An 18,828-nucleotide genomic window follows, 5' to 3' on the forward strand; every position below is an offset into this window, starting at 1 on the left:
AAAAGCTTAGACTTACAGTCTAACCAGTGCGGAGCGGTAGTTCAGTTGGTTAGAATACCGGCCTGTCACGCCGGGGGTCGCGGGTTCGAGTCCCGTCCGCTCCGCCATTTATTTCGAAAGCCTCGCTATCAGCGAGGCTTTTTTCGTTTTACCGCGTTATTTTGGTCTTCGAGCAAACGAGTCCCGGTTGCCCGAAATCCCGGCGGCTTTGCCACCTCTTTCAGACCCCAGCCATCATGCTGGGGTCTTTTTGTTGGTGGGTAAACCCGCTTCCTGTGATGAATGTGACGCCCGAGTCGCTCTCACGCGTTTCAGAGGCCAACTCATAAGCTTGAATAAAATAATTCTATGGTTTTATGGCTATTATTAACAAGACGTGGTTAGCCTTGACTTAGATGCTGATGAACGTAATCACGGATATAGGGAATCACTTCAGTTTCAAACCAGGGATTCTTTTTCAACCACAGGGTATTACGGGGGGAAGGGTGAGGTAACGGCAGAAACTGCGGTGCCCAGCGTTGCCATTGACGCACTGTTTCTGTCAGTGTGGTCGGTTTGTCGTGCAGGTAATAGTTCTGCGCATATTGACCGATCAGTAAGGTCATACCGATATTTGGCATCTGATCCAGTACCTGTTGATGCCACAGTGGCGCGCATTCTTTTCTTGGTGGCAGATCGCCGCTTTTTCCCTTCCCCGGATAACACAGTCCCATTGGCATGATGGCGATATTCTCCGCGTCATAGAAGACGTGTTTATCCAGATCCAGCCAGGTTCTTAACCTATCTCCACTGGGATCGTTCCAGGGAATGGAGGTCTGATGAACCTTAGTACCCGGTGCTTGGCCGATGATCAGCAGGCGTGATTGCCGGCTGGCCTGGATCACCGGATTGGCCCCTAAAGGTAGGTGAGGCTCACAGACTTTGCATTGTCTGATTTGGCACAGAAGTTCGTCCAGCATTAATAACCCTTGTTAAAGTCAACTTGGTGATGGAGCGCAAACCCGTCGCGCCAACGCAGGTAATTTTCACCAAAAATGGCCACTACCTGATCTGGAAAGCTCAAAGCGGCGATATGCGGTGTCACGGTCACATTTGTATGTTGCCAGTACGGATGTTGGTGCTCAAGTGGCTCCGTTTCAAATACATCCAGATAAGCGTGCTCGATATTTCCGGCGGCCAAGGATTGCAATAAGCCTTGTTGGCAGAGTGTCGCGCCTCGGCCGACATTGAACAGCAGAGCATGCTGAGCCGCTTGTAAGGTCTTAGCATTCAGCAGATGGTGAGTGTCAGGCGTATTTGGCAGAGTGTTGACGATAACGTCTGCGGTCGCGAGCGCTTTGTCCAGGTCCTGAATATGGTAGGTGTCGACAAAAGGTGACCCCTTGGGCGGAATACCACTGCGGTTGACTCCTATGGTTTCCAACCCCATTGCCTGCGCGCTGTGCGCCAGGTGCACCCCAATTGATCCTGTACCGAGAATGACCATACGTTTCTGCGTTAGGGAGACATAGGAGTGAGGTTGCCAGTGTTGCTGAGCCTGCTGCTGTTGGTACCGGCGGAAATGGCGGTAATGGGCGATAGTATAGCCGAGTACGTACTCGGCTATTTGCTGGCCGAAGATACCTTTGACATTGGTTAAGTGGTAATCGCGTTTGTCTGCTTGCTGCAGCAGAGCGTCAACGCCGGCATAGATGGATTGCAGCCAGACCAACTGAGGAAACTTGTCTAACTGCTTGGCCGCCATAGGCGGCGCAGCCAAAAGTATGCTCGCCTCGTCCCGCTGTTCGGTGATCACCAGATCCGGCAGCTTCAGATCAGCAACGAGCTGGCGGTACGTATCGTCGTGTTCGGTCAGAATGTAGAGCTTATGACTAAAATTGTTCATCGGCTTTGCTTTTTTCCCTGTGGTATATCAAGTACACTTCCGCTGTCTTTTTCTGCAACGACTGAGTAACTATGCTACAGAATCCCCTTCAGCTGCGTCTTGAGAAATTCGAGCCCTGGCAACAAATCACGTTTATGGCTTGCCTGTGTGAGCGCATGTACCCTAACTATGCCATGTTTTGCGCGAATACAGAATTCGCGGAAGCGCGTATCTACCGCGATATTCTCGACAGTGTCTGGGAACTCCTAACGGTGAAAAACGCTAAAGTGAATTTCGAACGTCAGTTGGAGAAGCTGGAAGAGATCATTCCCAGCTCGGAAGATTTCGATATGTATCTGGTGTATCCGGCGATCGATGCCTGCATTGGGCTGTCTACGTTACTGCACGGCCTGCTGGATCGTGATGATCTTCAGGAAAACATGTTCAAACTCAGTCAGCAGTCGGTCGCGACCGTTGCGCAGCTTGAAGAAGCTCAAACCGGCGAAGAGGTCACCAATGACAACCAGAAGCAGAACGAAGCGGTGTGTGGGGAATGGGACGTTCAGTGGGCCATTTTCCGTCCTCTGCGTGATGCGACAGAAAGAGACATCGAACTGATTAAAGATTTGCGTCAGGAATTGCGTGAAGAAGGCATCAGCAACATCGGTATCGGTTTATAAAAAATGGGAGCATGAGCTCCCATTTTTTAATCATCATCATCGCGGTTTTCTATGACGCCGTGCTTTTTCTTCCAGCGTTCCCAGCGTTGGTACGCCAGTTCCTGCATATCGGTGATGCGGTCCGCTTCATCGACAATCTCTTCACCCAGCAGATGCTCAAAGATGTCTTCCAGTGTCAGAATGCCTTGTACGGTGCCGTATTCGTCGACCACCATCGCCAGTTGCAGACGATGCGCCATCATCTGTTCAAAGGCGGTCGGCAGCGATAGCGTATTGAGCAACACATGCACCGGGCGCATGACCGCCCCCAACTGTTTGTCACCCAGGCCAGACTGTTGCAGCTTGAACAATTCCAGACGGTGGACAAAGCCGATGATGTTGTCCTTCTCCTGGCTGTAAACCAGCGGCCTTGAGAACGGTGTATCACGGTGCTCGTGCAGGAACTCGTTGATGCTCATCTCAGCATCGACGCGAAACACAACGGGCCGGGGTGTCATCACCTGAGTCACCGGAATGTCACGAATGCCCAGTAGGTTGTTGAGCATGGTCGATTCGCCTTCGGCAAATTCGCCGCTCTCCTGAGCCAGCATTGCCATCGCAGACAGCTCATCACGCATTTTCGGCGTTTCCTGTCCGCGAGCCAGACGTTTGGTGATTTGCTCTGAAAACCAGACAAACGGTGTCAATGCCCACACCATCCAACGCAGCGTGGTGGCGGTCAGTGGGGCTAACTGGCGCCAGTAGGTCGCTCCGATGGTTTTCGGAACGATTTCGGACAGCACCAAGATCCCCAGTGTCAAAACAGCGGAAAATACGCCCAGCCATTCGCTGCCAAACACGACCGCTGCCTGCGCACCCGCACTGGCCGCGCCAATCGTATGGGCGATGGTATTGAGGGTCAGAATCGAAGCCAGCGGGCGATCAATGTCTGCTTTGAGGCGCGACAATTTGCCCGCGGCCGGGTGGTCTTGCTGGCGCAGCTGGGCCAGATAACTTGGGGTAATACTTAATAAAACCGCTTCTAAAACCGAACAGACAAACGATACGCCGATCGCAATCGAAACGTAAACAGTCAGCAGTAACATAATGCTCCTATGCAGTGAGATACCACAACCGAACTTTGCGCCGGAAAAGGCAAATTTGCAATTTTTGCGGCTTATTCCGGTATGCCTGGGCATTATTGGTGTGCGTATTTTTTATTCAGCAAAAGCCCCGAAACATCAGGCTTCTCGTAACATTTGCTGCTATTAAATAGGGCTGTAAACAGGCAAAAACAAGTCTCAGATCCGAGGCATTGAGTAACAAATTGTGAGTTAATGCTCATATTCCGGTTAAAAGTACGTCAGTAAAGTCAAAGATCGCCGACAAACCTTTGCCAGATGGGGCATTTATGATTTAGAGTGAATTGAATTCGATAACACATAAGAAGGGAAACCTAATGAACAAGACCCAATTAATCGACTTTATTGCAGAGAAAGCAGACCTGTCTAAAGCACAAGCTAAAGCTGCTCTTGAAGCAACTCTTGACGGTGTGACTGACGCACTGAAAGAGGGTGACCAAGTTCAACTAATTGGTTTTGGTACATTCAAAGTAAACCACCGTGCAGCACGTACTGGTCGTAACCCTAAGACTGGTGCAGAGATCCAAATCGCTGCAGCTAACGTTCCTGCATTCGTTGCTGGTAAAGCACTGAAAGACGCAGTGAAGTAATTTATACTACGCCGAGATGCTTGTTTGTCTCGGCGTAATTCCTCTGCTATGAAAAATTGGTTTTTATCTTCACTAATCCTCTTGCCTTTAATTGGGTGTTCTTCCTCCGCTCCCACGCCTAATCTGGAACAATTTTCTGAATACACTGGCGGTCAGTCCCTTGGCGATGCGACCAGCTTTTACTGGTATACCGAGCAACAGTCTCAGCCGTTGAAGGCGGCAGATTATGTCTCTGCCGGTGATTACGGCTGGTATCAGTCTGAGTACCGTTGGGACGAAGGTCAGGTACGCGAGATGATTCGTGAAGGTAAGCAACGTAAGAGCGAGGCTCTGGTCGACTACCGCATTCATATCCGTTTCAATAAAGACGGGGAAGCGGTATTCCAGCGTTACCGTTTGGACGGGAAAGTGTTGCCGCTTAATGAGCAGCAATTGGCGAGCTACGTCCGTGAAGCCGAGAATGTGGCCAGTACCGCTAAAAAGCAAGACAAGGCTGGTTTTGAGCTGTTACAAGGCGTATGGGACGGGGCTACTTTTGAGAGCTGCACTGGGCAGGAATACCGTCGTCTGTCGTTTAATCAGACTCTGCCGAGCTTCGTAGTCAACCGTTTGGCGGCGATTGACAGCTACGTGGCGTTTATCGGCAAGATTAAATCGGATGGCATGATCGTCGAACAACTGCTGATGTTGGCAGACGAGGATCATGGCTGTATTCAGCGGCCAGGGCTGCTGGAAAAACAATAAAATAAAGGCGCTCATCAGAGCGCCTTTTTTGTCGATGCGAGGAGGTTATTCCTGATTCTCGCGCGCAATCGCTCGGTAACCAATGTCATTGCGGTGGAACATACCTTCCCAACGGATGTGTTGAGCCAGCTGGTAGGCACGTTGCTGAGCTTCAGACACGCTGTTGCCCAGCGCAGTTGCACACAGTACGCGGCCACCGTTGGTGACGATGTCCCCATCCTGGTTATCGGTGCCTGCATGGAAGACTTTCTCGCCTTCCACTTCGGCCTGAGGTAGGCCTGAAATGACGTCGCCTTTGTTGTACGCGCCCGGGTAACCGCCTGCGGCCAGCACGATGCCGATGGAAGCACGCGGGTCCCATTTCGAGTCCACCTGGTCCAGTTTGCCATCAATAGCAGCCAGACACAGTTCAACCAGATCTGACTGCATACGCATCATGATAGGCTGGGTTTCCGGGTCACCGAAGCGGCAGTTATATTCGATCACTTTCGGTGTGCCGGATTTATCGATCATCAGGCCCGCGTAAAGAAAGCCGGTGTATGGGTTGCCCTCGGCAGCCATGCCGCGCACGGTTGGATAAATCACTTCATCCATAATGCGGTTGTGGATGTCAGGGGTAACCACGGGAGCGGGCGAGTAAGCGCCCATGCCGCCCGTGTTTGGGCCGGTATCTTTATCGCCAACACGTTTGTGGTCCTGGCTGGTCGCCATAGGCAGAACGTTTTCACCGTCAACCATGACAATAAAGCTCGCTTCTTCGCCATCCAGAAACTCTTCGATCACCACGCGGCTGCCAGCGTCGCCGAACGCATTGCCGGCCAGCATGTCTTTGATAGCGTCTTCGGCTTCTTCCAGTGTCATGGCGACAATCACGCCTTTACCCGCCGCCAGACCATCGGCTTTGACCACGATCGGTGCACCCTGCTCGCGCACGTAAGCAAGTGCCGGTTCGATTTCCGTGAAGTTGGCGTAAGCGCCGGTCGGAATGTGGTGACGAGCGAGGAAGTCTTTCGTAAAGGCTTTTGAACCTTCCAGTTGCGCCGCAGATTGCGTCGGACCAAAGATTGGCAACCCGGCAGCACGGAACGCATCCACTACGCCAATCACCAGTGGCGCTTCAGGGCCGACGATGGTCAGTTCAATGGCGTTCTCTTTTGCGAACGCAACCAGACCCGCGATGTCTTCCACTGCAATGTTGACGTTTTCCAGTTTGGGCTCAAGCGCTGTACCGGCGTTGCCTGGCGCAACAAAGATAGTTTCAACATTTGGGTTTTGCGCGGCTTTCCAAGATAACGCATGCTCACGACCGCCGGCACCAATAATTAAAACTCGCATAAATGAATTCCTTAATTGTAAATTCGGATCTCTCAATCATTGGGAGCTCGATCAGGCTGACAGGCTCCCAAGTGATGGTTCGAAGGCTTAGTGACGGAAGTGACGCATGCCGGTGAAGATCATGGCCATGCCGTGTTCGTCGGCCGCCGCAATCACTTCATCGTCACGCATCGAGCCGCCTGGCTGGATCACGCATTTGATGCCGGCTTCCGCTGCGGCATCGATGCCATCACGGAAGGGGAAGAAGGCATCCGACGCCATTACGCTACCGGCGACTTGCAGACCTTCGTCAGCCGCTTTAATGCCGGCAATCTTGGCTGAGTAGACGCGGCTCATTTGGCCTGCGCCGACACCGATAGTCATGTCGCCTTTGGCGTAGACAATCGCGTTAGATTTGACGTACTTGGCCACTTTCCAGCAGAACAGCGCGTCTTTCAGCTCTTCTTCGGTTGGTTGTCGCTGAGACACGACTTTCAAATCATCCAGATTTACCATGCCCTGGTCACGGTCTTGAACCAGCAGACCACCATTCACGCGTTTCACATCGAAGCCTGTTGTCTTGGTTGACCACTCACCACACTCGAGTAGGCGTACGTTTTTCTTCGCTGCGACCACTTCGATCGCTTCTTCAGACACTGAAGGAGCGATGATGACTTCAACGAATTGACGCTCAACGATCGCGCTGGCTGTCGAGGCATCCAGTTCGCGGTTAAATGCGATAATGCCGCCAAACGCTGAGGTTGGATCGGTTTGGTAAGCGCGGTTGTAGGCTTCCAGAATGTCGCCGCCCAGAGCCACACCACATGGGTTAGCGTGTTTGACGATCACACACGCGGGCTCTGCGAACTCTTTCACGCATTCCAGCGCCGCGTCAGTATCGGCGATGTTGTTGTAAGACAGGGCTTTGCCCTGAATCTGACGTGCGGTTGAAACCGACGCTTCTTCTGGGTTCGCTTCCACGTAGAAGGCGGCATCCTGGTGGCTGTTTTCGCCGTAGCGCATGTCTTGTTTTTTGAGGAACTGCTGATTGAAGGTGCGAGGGAACTTGCTCTCTTCATCACCTTCTTTGTTCTCTCCGTAAGAAGGAACCATCGTGCCGAAGTAGTTGGCGATCATGCCATCGTAAGCGGCGGTGTGCTCGAATGCGGCAATCGCCAGATCGAAGCGGGTTTCCAGCGTCAGTGAGGCCTCATTGGCATCCATTTCGGCAACTACGCGCGGGTAATCGTGCGCGTTCACCACGATGGTCACGTCTTTGTGGTTTTTCGCTGCAGAGCGCACCATGGTCGGGCCGCCGATGTCGATGTTTTCCACGGCGTCTGCCAGCGTGCAGCCGTCTTTGGCAACGGTTTCGGCAAAGGGATAGAGATTGACGACAACCATGTCGATAGGTTTGATGTCATGTTGCGCCATGACGGCATCATCCTGGCCACGACGGCCCAGGACACCACCATGCACTTTCGGGTGGAGCGTTTTAACCCGTCCGTCCATCATTTCCGGAAAACCGGTGTAATCTGACACTTCGGTCACAGCAATACCGCTGTCAGCCAGCAGGCGGGCCGTACCACCAGTAGAAAGGATATCGACACCGCGATCTGCCAGAGCTTGTGCAAACTCAACAATACCTGTTTTGTCTGACACGCTAATCAGCGCGCGGCGAATTGGACGAGCGTTGTTCATGCTTCCATCTTCCTCAAATTCATGGAGTTAAACTAAATAAAAGACGTTTGCCAAAAGTGAACATGGATTACCATGGGTAATGACTTGGCCAGTTTTGGTAAAAATCTTTAGTCACCAGTATCGACTGGTTAGATAATGTACTCCAAATTTGATGGCGCGTATTCTAACTAATTTATTACAAAAAAGCTCGCGCAATCGTTTGGCATCGCAAAAATAATTGCAAAAAAGGCGATCTTTCGCTTAAAAAGTAACGAGATAGTTAATAGGAGCCGTTATGTTTCAGATCGGTGAACTGGCGAAACGCTGTGGCGTGACCGCAGATACGCTGCGTTTTTATGAAAAAAATCAGTTAATTAAACCGGCAGGGCGTAGTGAGTCTGGCTACCGTCTCTACAGTGACGAAAATCAGCAGCAGGTCAGTTTTATTCTCAAAGCGAAAGATTTGGGGCTGACATTGGATGAGATCCGCGAGTTGTTGGAAATCAAGCTGGAAGCCACGGAGCACAGCTGCGCCGAAGTCAAAGCGATCACCTCGGCCAAACTGAACGTTATCGACACCAAAATTGCTGAGCTGACCCGTATTCGTAGCGCGTTGAAAAAGATCAACGATGCCTGCTGCGGTGATGTTGATGACGACGCTAGTCATTGTTCGATTCTGGCTGCTTTGGAGTAGGTCAAAGTTTTGTGTTTATAGCCCTTTAACCTTAGGTTGCATTTTTGGTATTGCAGTTTCTTAGGTTCTGACTGGGTTCCCACCTATAATTCCGCCTCCTGTCGACTCGGATAATTATTCGGGCGAGTGCCCGCTGAGCGACATTGTCTGACAGATACCAAGAGTGCCAAGTTATGGTTGGAACCTATTTTCAAATCAATGATTGGGTATTAAGCGTTGATGAAAATAAGCTGTATCGCCAGGACAGGGAAGTGTCGGCTGAACCGCGCTTAATCAATTTACTCCGATTTCTTGCTGAACATGCCGGTGAAGTATTTTGCCGAGAAGCCCTGATCACCCATGTGTGGGATGGGGCGATCGTGACCGATCAGGTGGTCACTCAGTCTATCTTTGAACTGCGTAAGCTGCTGCGCGATGGCCGCAAAGAGAACCTCAGTTATGTGGTGACGGTCCCCAAGCGGGGTTACAAGCTGGTAGCGGATGTTCAGCTGCTCGATTCCGCGCCTTTGCCGGTCAATCTGCCATCGGAGCAGTCCAGGCCGGATGACGACGACAGTGATATGGCTTTTCCTGCGGCGCCGTTGACCCGGGCAGTGTGTAGCCTGTCTGCCAGGACGGTGCGGTCGGCTCGTGCGCCCAGCCTGAGCCGTTGGCGTCAGACGGCGCTGAACGTGTTATGGGTGAGTGTGCTGATTGTAGCGATGGGGTTGTTTACCTACAACCAGTCGGAAGTGCGCATCACTCAGGCGATTGATACCCATCTGATTGAGTTTCGTTTTCAGGATCAACTGCATCACACCACACTCAGCCACGAACTGGCCGACGGATTTGCCCAAAAGCTGATGTCCGATATTGCTCAGGTCAGCACATACCGGGTCATGCTGCACAAAGCGGTATTCAATTCGGGAATTTTACCCGGAAAAACCGTGACCGTGCGGGTGAAAGATGACAGCGGTGTCCAATTGCTCGATATCGAATACAAGAACAACTCGTCGGAAAATGTCCTGTTCAGTCGCCAGTATCCACTGGTCAGCCAGCGTTTGCAGGCGGTGATGCAGCAGGCCTCTCAGGACCTGATGCAGGCATTGACGATTGCGCTCCCGTACCACAAAGCGGCCAGGCTCATGGCCGACATGCCGAAAAATACCACCGCCTTACAACGCTTTGTTCAGGCGAACCACTACCTTAATGTGTCAGAGGCGACGGAGTTTGCCCGCGGAGTTGAGCTGCTGGAGAAGACGCTGGACGCGGAGCCAGGCAATGCGTATGTCGAGGCAGAGTTGCTGGTGGCTTACTATGTGCAGCACGCGCTTGAACCTGAACGCACACTAAACCATGAGCGGATTGCCATCCTCAACCGGCAACTGACTCAGGCCGTGGCGACGGAGCCGTTACCAACGCAGCCAAGAGTGTATGAAGCGTTGGCGCTGCATGAAGTGATGAGCGGGCAACTGTCGCAGGCAAATCGCGATCTGAACCGTGCACTGGCGCAGCGTGATTCGGTGCTGGCGTATGTGATTCAGGGCAAACTGGCTGAGTTGAACGGTGAACTGGACAAGGCCGGGGAGTCTTACAGTGAAGCGTTTTACATCGACACATCGATGGAAACTTACCTGCTGTGCCAGAATCTGATGTTCAGCAGCGATCTGAAAGCCATTGATTACGCCATGTACCGTTCGGTGCACCCAGCTGTTGTCCGAGTGATTTAAACGCACCTTGCTGAGTCAGCCTTATTTTGCCAAGCCCCTGCCAACCGGCGGGGGCTTTTTTTGCGCCGGGCCTGGTCATCAGAATAAGGAGGGCGGCCCAAGCCCACGTCGCTGCTCAATACCTGCGAAGTTGAGTGAGGTTGATATTTTTAGAATGGCGTTTGATGTGCTTTTAGATTTTCTTTTAATGTATGAAATTCAATGGCTTATATATTTTATTTGCTCAGGTTTATATCAGGATAAGCGCCGTCAGATCATGATTTTATTGATAATCTCATCTTGATTCTTTTTCGCTGTTTTGGGCGTAGTCTGCCAGTCGACAGTTAGCGAGTTCTGGCAGATATCCATGTCGATAACCGCTCGCTAATGATGTTCAGTTTGAGCGTCTGTTGCTCAATAAGAATCGACTTGGAGATGTTATGTCCTCGAATGCTAAAAAAATTGGCGTGATCGCCTGTACCGGGGTAGTGGCCGGTAACATGATGGGCAGCGGTATTGCGCTGTTGCCCTCCAGCCTGGCTACGGTCGGCTCCATTTCTCTGTTTAGCTGGCTGATTTGTATTGTCGGCGCGCTGTGTCTGGCGTTTGTGTTCGCTCGTCTGGCAACCAAAAACCCGCAACAAGGAGGCCCGATCGCTTATGCCGGTGAAATCTCTCCAGTGTTTGGTTTCCAGACGGGCGTGCTTTACTACCACGCGAACTGGATCGGTAATCTGGCGATTGCAATCACTGGTGTCTCTTACCTTTCTGTGTTCTTCCCGGTGTTGAACAACCCCATTCCGGCCGGTATCGCAACCATTGCCTCTGTGTGGCTGTTTACTCTGGTCAACCTGTTGGGGGGCAGCTGGGTGAGTCGTCTGTGCACGTTAGGGCTGGTGCTGATCCTGGTTCCCGTCCTGGGAACAGCTCTGTTTGGCTGGACCCACTTTGACACCGCCGTCTATGCCCAGAACTGGAATGTCTCGGCAGGCTCAGACAGCCACGCCATCATCACGGCGGTACTGATTTGTCTGTGGTCGTTTGTCGGTGTGGAATCAGCCGCGGTGTCATCCGGTATGGTGGATAACCCTAAACGCACCGTGCCGCTGGCTACCATGCTGGGTACCGGAATCGCCGGGGTGATTTACGTAATGTCGACGCAGATGATCAGCGGTATGTTCCCAGCCTCAGATGTTGCTGCCTCTGGTGCGCCGTTTGCGCTGGCCACCACAGCGCTGTTTGGCAGCTGGACCGCACCTTTTGTCTCGGCGTTCACCGCACTGGCGTGCTTCACGTCACTTGGCTCATGGATGATGTTGGTGGGAGAGGCCGGTAAGCGCGCAGCCAGTGATGGTAATTTCCCTAAGATCTACGGTGAAACTGACCGCAATGGCGTACCGAAAAAAGGGCTGATCCTGGCTTCGCTCAAAATGACCGCGCTGATGTGTGTGCTGATGGTGTTCAGCTCCAAAACCGCGCATGCTGCTGATCTGTTCAACCAACTGACCACCGATGCAGTGCTGCTGACCATGCTGCCGTACTTTTACTCCAGCATCAACCTGATCCGTTTTGAGGGCATGACCACCCGCAATGGCTTCGTGATGCTGTTCTCCGGTATCGCTTGTCTGTTCTGCATGGTAGCGCTGGCCGGAGCGGAAGGAACCACACTGACGGCAACCTTCATCATGTCACTGGTCATCCTGATGTTCTACAGCAAAAAAGCGGGGCTGGCCCAGTACATGGAACAGCATCGCAACGAGATGCCGGTTACTCAGACCGGTCACTAATCCTCACGCCGGTGCTGCGGTTCCGGCTCCCTGAATTTCTTTCGGCGCTTCTCTTACTCACTGCCTGTCGTTGGCAGGGAGCGCCCTCTTTCGCCTTGGAGATGTCCAAATGAATATTTTCGCTATCCTCAATCACATGGGTGTGTTCTTTAAAGAAGAACCGGTGCGTCAGTTGCATCATGCATTGGAAAAAGCCGGCTACGACGTGGTGTACCCGGTCGATGACAAAGACTTGATCAAGATGATTGAGATGAACCCGCGTATCTGCGGTGTCCTGTTTGACTGGGACAAATACTCACTTGAGCTGTGTGAGCGCATCAGCCAGATCAACGAGAAATTACCGGTGCACGCGTTCGCCAACGAGCAGTCGACCCTGGATATTTCCCTGACCGATCTGCGATTGAACGTCAGCTTTTTCGAATATGCCTTGGGGATGGCCGATGACATCCTGATCAAGATTAATCAAGCCACCGAGGCATACAAGGACGCGATCATGCCTCCGTTTACCAAGGCGCTGTTCAAATACGTTGATGAGGGGAAATACACCTTCTGTACGCCGGGCCACATGGGCGGGACGGCTTTCCAGAAAAGCCCTGCCGGTAGCATCTTCTATGATTTCTACGGCCCGAATACCTTCAAGGCGGACGTGTCTATCTCCATGCCCGAGTTGGGCTCGCTACTCGATCACTCTGGTCCGCATCAGGAAGCTGAAGAGTACATTGCACGGACGTTTAATGCCGACAGTTCATACATCGTGACCAACGGCACGTCGACATCAAACAAAATCGTCGGGATGTTTTCCGCCCCGGCGGGTAGCACCGTGCTGGTGGATCGCAACTGCCATAAATCGCTTACGCACCTGATGATGATGAGTGATGTCACACCAATCTACTTCCGCCCGACCCGTAACGCCTATGGCATTTTGGGTGGCATTCCGCAAAGCGAGTTCAGCCGCGAGGTGATCGCGGAGAAAGTGGCATGCACCCCGGGCGCGACTGCGCCGTCTTACGCGGTGGTGACCAATTCGACCTACGATGGCCTGTTGTACAATACACAGTTCATCAAAGAGTCGCTGGAGTGTAAACACATCCACTTCGACAGTGCCTGGGTGCCTTACACTAACTTCAACGCAATCTACGCGGGTAAATGTGGCATGAGTGGTGAGGCCATGCCGGGCAAAGTGTTCTACGAAACCCAGTCGACACACAAGCTGTTGGCGGCGTTTTCCCAGGCCTCGATGATTCACATCAAGGGTGAGTTTGACAAAGAGTCGTTTAACGAAGCCTTCATGATGCATACCTCGACATCGCCACAGTACGGTATTGTTGCGTCGACCGAAACGGCGGCGGCAATGATGCGTGGGAACACGGGTCGCAAGCTGATGCAGGACTCCATCGATCGGGCGATTCGCTTCCGTAAAGAAATCAAACGTCTGAAAGGGGAAAGTGAAGGCTGGTTCTTCGATGTGTGGCAACCAGACAATATTGATAGCACAGAATGCTGGAAACTGGATCCCAACGATGGATGGCACGGCTTCAAGAACATGGACGATAACCACATGTATCTTGATCCGATCAAAGTGACGCTGCTGACCCCGGGGATGAACAACGACGGTGAACTGGAAGAGTCCGGAGTTCCTGCGTCGCTGGTGGCGAAATTCCTCGACGAACGCGGCATTGTTGTAGAGAAAACAGGCCCATACAACCTGTTGTTCCTATTCTCTATCGGTATCGACAAATCAAAAGCCATGCAATTGCTGCGTGGTCTCACCGAGTTCAAACGCGGTTATGACTTGAATTTGACGGTCAAAAACTTCCTGCCTTCGTTGTACAACGAAGATCCAAGCTTCTATGAAGGCATGCGCGTTCAAGATCTTGCACAAGCGATCCATGATTTAACCAAAAAATACAACCTACCAGAGCTGATGTACAAAGCGTTTGATGTGCTGCCGGAGATGAAAGTGACGCCACACGCGGCGTGGCAGGAAGAGTTGCGGGGCCATACCGAGGAAATCCTGCTCAACGATATGGTCGGTCGCGTTAGTGCCAACATGATTCTGCCTTACCCTCCAGGTGTGCCCTTGGTACTGCCAGGTGAAATGGTGACGCCGGAGTCGCGTCCGGTGCTTGAATTCCTGGAAATGCTGTGTGAGATCGGCGCGCACTACCCAGGTTTTGAAACCGATATTCACGGCCTGTATCGTCAGAAAGACGGGCGTTATACCGTCAAAGTTCTCAAAGACTGAGTCACGCTCAGCAATCTGCATCCCCTGCGGTGTCACCGCCGAGGATGCAGGTTGTTACCTCAGACAGTGCGCGATACCCCATCTCACTGTTACCCAAATGGCCAGGGCTGAATGCCCTGGCATTTTTACACTTTGAACGCAGCAAAGCTGGTTTGCAATTGGCGTCCGCTTTGCATCAGTTGTTCGCTGGCCGCCGCCACCTGATTGGCCTCGGCAGCCGCTTGATTGCTGTGATCCGCAATTGCGGCCACACTGCGGCTGATTTCATCGGTGGCACTAGTTTGTTGTGCACAGGCTTCAGCGATGTGTTCATTGAGCGACAGTATGGTGGCCACTTCGTGGTCAATGTCCGCCAGCGCCTGCTGGGCAATCACTGCTTGCTGCTGCGTGGCACCGGATTGTTGCTCGGTCTGTTCCATTGACAGACACACTTCCGCGGCACGTTTTTGTAAACTGGTGATGATCTGCTCGATTTCATCGGTGCTGCTCTGGGTGCGGGTCGCCAAGGTGCGCACTTCATCGGCCACTACCGCAAAGCCGCGGCCTTGTTCGCCAGCGCGAGCCGCTTCAATCGCCGCGTTCAGCGCCAGCAGGTTGGTCTGCTCGGCCACGCCGCGAATCACCTCCAGCACGCTGCCGACATCCTGGGTTTCACGTTCAAGACTCCGGGCATTCGCCTGAGTCTGTGTCACAAGGGCAGACAGCGCGTCCATATAGCTGGAGGCCTGGGTGATCACAGCACTGCCATGACGGCCTTTATCATGCGCGGTCTGCGCCGCCTGAGCAGCTTCCTGAGCGGCATTGGCCACTTCCTGATTGTTGGCGTGCAGTTGGTCCATCGCGGAGGCAACCGTATCGACCGACTGCTGTTGCTGCTGAGTTTTCCCCGAGGCGGTGCTCGCCACCTGATTGAGCTCAACGGCGGCGCCGGTTATCCCGTCGGTGATCGGCTGGAGATCTCGTACGATCTCGCGGATGCGGGCGGTGAACTGATTGAAGGCGCTGGCAATGTGCGACAGTTCATCATTGCCATGCACTGGCAACTGACGGGTCAGATCGCCATCTCCGTCTGCGATTTCACGCAAAGCGCGCTCGGTATCGCTGCAAGGCTGGGTGATGCTGTGGCCAATCCAGGCAGCCAGCGCAATCATTGCCAACAGGCTGGCGGTGAGGATCATCAGAGCCGATTGTACCCGTTGCCACACTAAGGCGTTGACGTCATCTAGGTACACGCCCGAGCCAACCAACCATCCCCACGGCTGAAACAGTTTTACGTAAGACACCTTTTCCACGTCAACGTTGCTGCCGGGCTTGGGCCACATATAGTACACAAACCCGGCCCCTTGTTTTTTCACCAGATTGACCATGTCGACAAACAGCGCTTTGCCATTGGGGTCTTTGATGGCCGACAGGTCTTTGCCATCCAGCTGAGGTTTCATCGGATGCATCACCATCGCCGGTTGTAAGTCGTTAATCCAGAAGTAGTCGTCTTGTTGGTAACGCAATGTGGCAATGGCGCTTCGTGCCTGTTGCTGCGCCTGCTCGGTGCTGAGGAGGCCCTGCTGCTGCTGTTGCTGGTAGTAGCTCATCAGGCTGTGCGCGGTTTCCACCAAATGGCGGGTTTTGGTCTGCTTGGCTTCCATCAGGTCCTGCTGATAATCGAACAGCATGGCTGCAAACGGTACCAGCATCAGTACGGCAATCAGCACGGTGAGTAAATAAAGGCGGGTTTTGATTTTGGTTTGTCGCAAGCTGACTCCCATACACATCACTCCTTGTGGATGGCCAGGCGGTGCCGGTCATTGTTGTTGTGGTTATTTGATATTGATGCACAAAATCAATGTAACAGAGCGACTTAATTCGCGTATATGCGACCAAAGGCGAGTTGAGAGAGCGGATTCGTTTTTGAGGAATGCGTGGTCTGTCAGTTACACAAAAGCGAGAGGTGAGAGCAAGGGCATCTGCCAATCGCAGGCATAAAAAACGGCGCTAGAGCGCCGTTTTTTGTCTTACCGCAGGAATGATCAGTTCATGCCGTATTTTTTCAGTTTCTTACGAAGAGTACCGCGGTTGATGCCCATCATGGTAGCTGCGCGAGTCTGGTTGCCGCGAGTGTACTGCATGATGGTGTCCAGTAGAGGCTGTTCAACTTCAGCTAGAACTAGCTCATATAGTTCTGTTACTTCTTGACCATTCAGCTGAGCAAGATAGTTTTTAAGAGACGCTTTAACAGAATCACGAAGTGGCTTTTGCGTGATTTGATCCTGTGAAGTTACGGTAGTTACTGTTAAAGCTTCTGAAGTCAGATTTTGTTCGAACATATTCGGTCTAGCTCTTCTCTTAATTATGATGCAACGTTATCAAAATAACCTTCCAACGCTTCAATTTGCAGCTCAGCTGCGTCGATGGCGTTGAAGGTACGGCGAAACTCACTCGCTTGTTCATGCTCTTTGAGGTACCAACCCACATGCTTACGAGCGATGCGGGGGCCCAGAAACTCACCATAGAAACTATGCAGAGCGTTCACATGACCAAGCAGTATGTCTTTCACTTCCGTATACGGAAGTCCAGGCATAGTGGTGCCGTTTTCCAAATAGTGTTGGATTTCCTGAAAAATCCATGGACGTCCCTGGGCAGGGCGCCCAATCATTAAAGCGTCGGCACCGGTGTACTCCAGTACCAGCTTCGCCTTTTCCGGACTATCGATATCACCGTTAGCGATAACCGGAATTGAGATGGCTTGCTTGACTGCTTTAATGCTGTCGTATTCGGCCTCACCTTTGTACATGCAAGCTTTGGTTCTGCCATGCAGAGCCAGTGCCTGAATGCCGCAGTCTTCGGCTAATTTAGCGATGTGGACACAGTTTTTATTTTCTGGGTCCCAACCAGTCCGGGTTTTGAGTGTCACAGGGACATTCACCGCGTTGACCACAGCTTTAAGGATCTCTTCAATGAGTTCCGGATACTGCAACAGCGCGGAGCCAGCCAGTTTCTTGTTCACTTTTTTGGCAGGGCAGCCCATGTTGATGTCGATGATTTGCGCACCGTTTTCAACACTGAACTGCGCTGCGTCGGCCATCAGCTGTGGATCTGAACCCGCAATCTGTACTGAGCGAACGCCCGATTCGCCCTCATGTACCATACGTTGTTGAGATTTGGACGTTTTCCACAGTTTCGGGTTGGAGGACATCATTTCACTGACGGCCATCCCGGCACCGTATCGTAGACACAACTCGCGAAATGGTCTGTCAGTGACACCCGCCATCGGGGCGACGATCAGATTGTTCTTAAGTTGATAGTTTCCGATTTTCAAAACGTCTTCACAGCTTCGTACCAGCAAGGGCGCGCATTTTACGCATTTTTTGGTTGCGTGAAAAGACTAATATTTGAGCATTTACAATTTGTTTTTGTAATTTGCATGAATTTCAGTCAATTAGCGCGCAAAGTCTTGATTAGCCTTGTTTGCGGCCAGAGATGCGACACCACTCACTTTGCTCAACAATCGGATCTATGTGAAGCTCGTCACGGTAGTAAGTGGCCACATCTTCCGCTTGTGTATCGAGGACGCCGGACATCGCCAGTGCGCCGCCGGGTTTAATCAGACTCTTGATGACCGGAGACAGTTCCCGTAATGGGCCTGCCAGAATATTGGCCACCACGACGTCAGCCACCAGGCCTTCTGGCTGATTTTGTGGCAGATAGACTTCCAGTTGTTCGGCCACACCATTGCGTTGAGCGTTGTCTTTCGAGGCTTGCAGCGCCTGAGGATCGATATCAATCCCGATCACTTTTGCTGCGCCCAGTTTGATCGCGGCAATCGCCAGTATGCCGGAGCCACAACCAAAGTCGATGACGGTTTTATTTTCCAGATCCAGGCCTTCCAGCCACTCCAGGCACAGTGCGGTCGTCGGGTGGGTACCGGTACCGAAAGCCAGGCCCGGGTCGAGCATCACGTTCACGGCACTTGGATCCGGCACTTCACGCCAGCTCGGACAAATCCACAGGCGCTGGCCAAACTGCATAGGATGGAAGTTGTCCATCCACTCCCGTTCCCAGTCTTTGTCTTCCAGTTGCTCAACTTTGTAAGCAAAGTTGTCCGCGAGTAACTGGCTGGCTTTGATCTGGTCGATGATGCATCCGGTGTCCGCTTCGGCGTCGTACAGCGCCAGAATGTCGGTGTCGCCCCACAGGCGGGTTTCCCCCGGCAATGGCTCAAATACCGGCGTATCGTGCGCGTCCAGGAAAGTGACGGACAGTGCGCCGGTCTCTTCCATCAGCATATCGCCGATTGGTTCGGCGTTTTGATTGGTCGCATTGAGTTTGATTTGAATCCAGGGCATGGCGGTCACTCTTTCAATAATTGAATTGGCGCAGAGTGTAGCAGAAGTGCGCGTGTTGTTTGAGTAGAGAAAGCAACAAAA

The 18,828-nt window shown here is 52.4% G+C and carries 16 protein-coding genes, 1 tRNA gene and 1 pseudogene; 8 read left to right on the top strand and 10 right to left on the bottom strand.

The window, feature by feature from the left end; all coding sequences use genetic code 11:
- Positions 1-30: 30 nt before the first annotated feature.
- Positions 31-107 (top strand) — tRNA-Asp (locus VPR01S_RS20050).
- A gap of 273 nt (positions 108-380) precedes the next feature.
- Here VPR01S_RS20050 and VPR01S_RS20055 read toward each other — a convergent pair.
- Both VPR01S_RS20055 and VPR01S_RS20060 read right to left on the bottom strand, forming a co-directional pair.
- Positions 381-959, bottom strand: coding sequence for a uracil-DNA glycosylase family protein (locus tag VPR01S_RS20055; RefSeq protein ID WP_021707206.1), 579 nt, complete (start codon positions 957-959; stop codon positions 381-383).
- Positions 959-1,885: a D-2-hydroxyacid dehydrogenase gene (locus tag VPR01S_RS20060; protein WP_021707207.1), complete on the bottom strand. Its 927-nt coding sequence runs from the start codon at positions 1,883-1,885 to the stop codon at positions 959-961. Before VPR01S_RS20060 ends, VPR01S_RS20055 begins: the two co-directional genes overlap by 1 nt.
- Positions 1,886-1,956: 71 nt before the next feature.
- On the opposite strand from VPR01S_RS20060, the gene VPR01S_RS20065 reads away from it, so the two are divergent.
- Complete coding sequence (locus tag VPR01S_RS20065; RefSeq protein ID WP_021707208.1) at positions 1,957-2,544, top strand: YjaG family protein; 588 nt, start codon at positions 1,957-1,959, stop codon at positions 2,542-2,544.
- Between the two features lie 26 nt (positions 2,545-2,570).
- Here the strand turns inward: VPR01S_RS20065 and VPR01S_RS20070 are convergent, their stop codons facing one another.
- Positions 2,571-3,629 carry a CNNM domain-containing protein gene (locus VPR01S_RS20070; RefSeq protein ID WP_021707209.1) on the bottom strand — a complete coding sequence of 353 codons (1,059 nt, stop codon included), beginning with the start codon at positions 3,627-3,629 and terminating at the stop codon, positions 2,571-2,573.
- 353 nt (positions 3,630-3,982) lie between these two features.
- Between VPR01S_RS20070 and hupA the strand changes: the two genes are divergently transcribed.
- Both hupA and VPR01S_RS20080 read left to right on the top strand, forming a co-directional pair.
- Entirely contained in the window at positions 3,983-4,255 is a 273-nt protein-coding gene (hupA, locus tag VPR01S_RS20075) for a nucleoid-associated protein HU-alpha (RefSeq protein ID WP_021707210.1), read from the top strand.
- Positions 4,256-4,303: 48 nt separating this feature from the next.
- Positions 4,304-4,999, top strand: coding sequence for a DUF1481 domain-containing protein (locus VPR01S_RS20080; RefSeq protein WP_021707211.1), 696 nt, complete (start codon positions 4,304-4,306; stop codon positions 4,997-4,999).
- A gap of 45 nt (positions 5,000-5,044) precedes the next feature.
- On the opposite strand, the gene purD is transcribed toward VPR01S_RS20080, so the two are convergent.
- The 3 genes and pseudogenes from purD to VPR01S_RS23095 form a co-directional block, all read right to left on the bottom strand.
- Complete coding sequence (gene purD, locus VPR01S_RS20085) at positions 5,045-6,334, bottom strand: phosphoribosylamine--glycine ligase (RefSeq protein WP_021707212.1); 1,290 nt, start codon at positions 6,332-6,334, stop codon at positions 5,045-5,047.
- A gap of 87 nt (positions 6,335-6,421) precedes the next feature.
- Positions 6,422-8,014 carry a bifunctional phosphoribosylaminoimidazolecarboxamide formyltransferase/IMP cyclohydrolase gene (purH, locus tag VPR01S_RS20090; RefSeq protein ID WP_021707213.1) on the bottom strand — a complete coding sequence of 531 codons (1,593 nt, stop codon included), beginning with the start codon at positions 8,012-8,014 and terminating at the stop codon, positions 6,422-6,424.
- A 147-nt stretch (positions 8,015-8,161) separates the two neighbouring features.
- A pseudogene (locus tag VPR01S_RS23095) lies at positions 8,162-8,239 on the bottom strand (phosphoribosylamine--glycine ligase); the annotation flags it as partial.
- Between the two features lie 49 nt (positions 8,240-8,288).
- Between VPR01S_RS23095 and zntR the strand changes: the two are divergent.
- The 4 genes from zntR to VPR01S_RS20110 all read left to right on the top strand — a co-directional run bounded on the left by zntR (position 8,289) and on the right by VPR01S_RS20110 (position 14,407).
- Positions 8,289-8,687 carry a Zn(2+)-responsive transcriptional regulator gene (zntR, locus tag VPR01S_RS20095; protein WP_021707214.1) on the top strand — a complete coding sequence of 133 codons (399 nt, stop codon included), beginning with the start codon at positions 8,289-8,291 and terminating at the stop codon, positions 8,685-8,687.
- Positions 8,688-8,860: 173 nt separating this feature from the next.
- On the top strand, positions 8,861-10,396 hold the full coding sequence (gene cadC, locus VPR01S_RS20100) for a lysine decarboxylation/transport transcriptional activator CadC (protein ID WP_021707215.1): 1,536 nt from the start codon (positions 8,861-8,863) through the stop codon (positions 10,394-10,396).
- 419 nt (positions 10,397-10,815) lie between these two features.
- The gene (cadB, locus tag VPR01S_RS20105; protein ID WP_021707216.1) at positions 10,816-12,162 is read left to right on the top strand and encodes a cadaverine/lysine antiporter; all 1,347 of its coding nucleotides are present in this window, start codon (positions 10,816-10,818) and stop codon (positions 12,160-12,162) included.
- 109 nt (positions 12,163-12,271) lie between these two features.
- Positions 12,272-14,407 carry a lysine decarboxylase CadA gene (locus VPR01S_RS20110; protein WP_021707217.1) on the top strand — a complete coding sequence of 712 codons (2,136 nt, stop codon included), beginning with the start codon at positions 12,272-12,274 and terminating at the stop codon, positions 14,405-14,407.
- 125 nt (positions 14,408-14,532) lie between these two features.
- Here the strand turns inward: VPR01S_RS20110 and VPR01S_RS20115 are convergent, their stop codons facing one another.
- From VPR01S_RS20115 to prmA, 4 genes are all read right to left on the bottom strand, one after another.
- Positions 14,533-16,170: a methyl-accepting chemotaxis protein gene (locus VPR01S_RS20115; RefSeq protein WP_021707218.1), complete on the bottom strand. Its 1,638-nt coding sequence runs from the start codon at positions 16,168-16,170 to the stop codon at positions 14,533-14,535.
- Between the two features lie 261 nt (positions 16,171-16,431).
- Complete coding sequence (gene fis / locus VPR01S_RS20120) at positions 16,432-16,728, bottom strand: DNA-binding transcriptional regulator Fis (protein WP_000462885.1); 297 nt, start codon at positions 16,726-16,728, stop codon at positions 16,432-16,434.
- A 23-nt stretch (positions 16,729-16,751) separates the two neighbouring features.
- Positions 16,752-17,720 carry a tRNA dihydrouridine synthase DusB gene (dusB, locus tag VPR01S_RS20125; RefSeq protein WP_040903222.1) on the bottom strand — a complete coding sequence of 323 codons (969 nt, stop codon included), beginning with the start codon at positions 17,718-17,720 and terminating at the stop codon, positions 16,752-16,754.
- A gap of 139 nt (positions 17,721-17,859) precedes the next feature.
- Positions 17,860-18,747 carry a 50S ribosomal protein L11 methyltransferase gene (prmA, locus tag VPR01S_RS20130; protein ID WP_021707220.1) on the bottom strand — a complete coding sequence of 296 codons (888 nt, stop codon included), beginning with the start codon at positions 18,745-18,747 and terminating at the stop codon, positions 17,860-17,862.
- Positions 18,748-18,828: the final 81 nt, after the last annotated feature.

The sequence above is a fragment of the Vibrio proteolyticus NBRC 13287 genome (genome assembly GCF_000467125.1).
In the GTDB taxonomy this organism is placed as follows: Bacteria; Pseudomonadota; Gammaproteobacteria; order Enterobacterales; family Vibrionaceae; genus Vibrio; species Vibrio proteolyticus.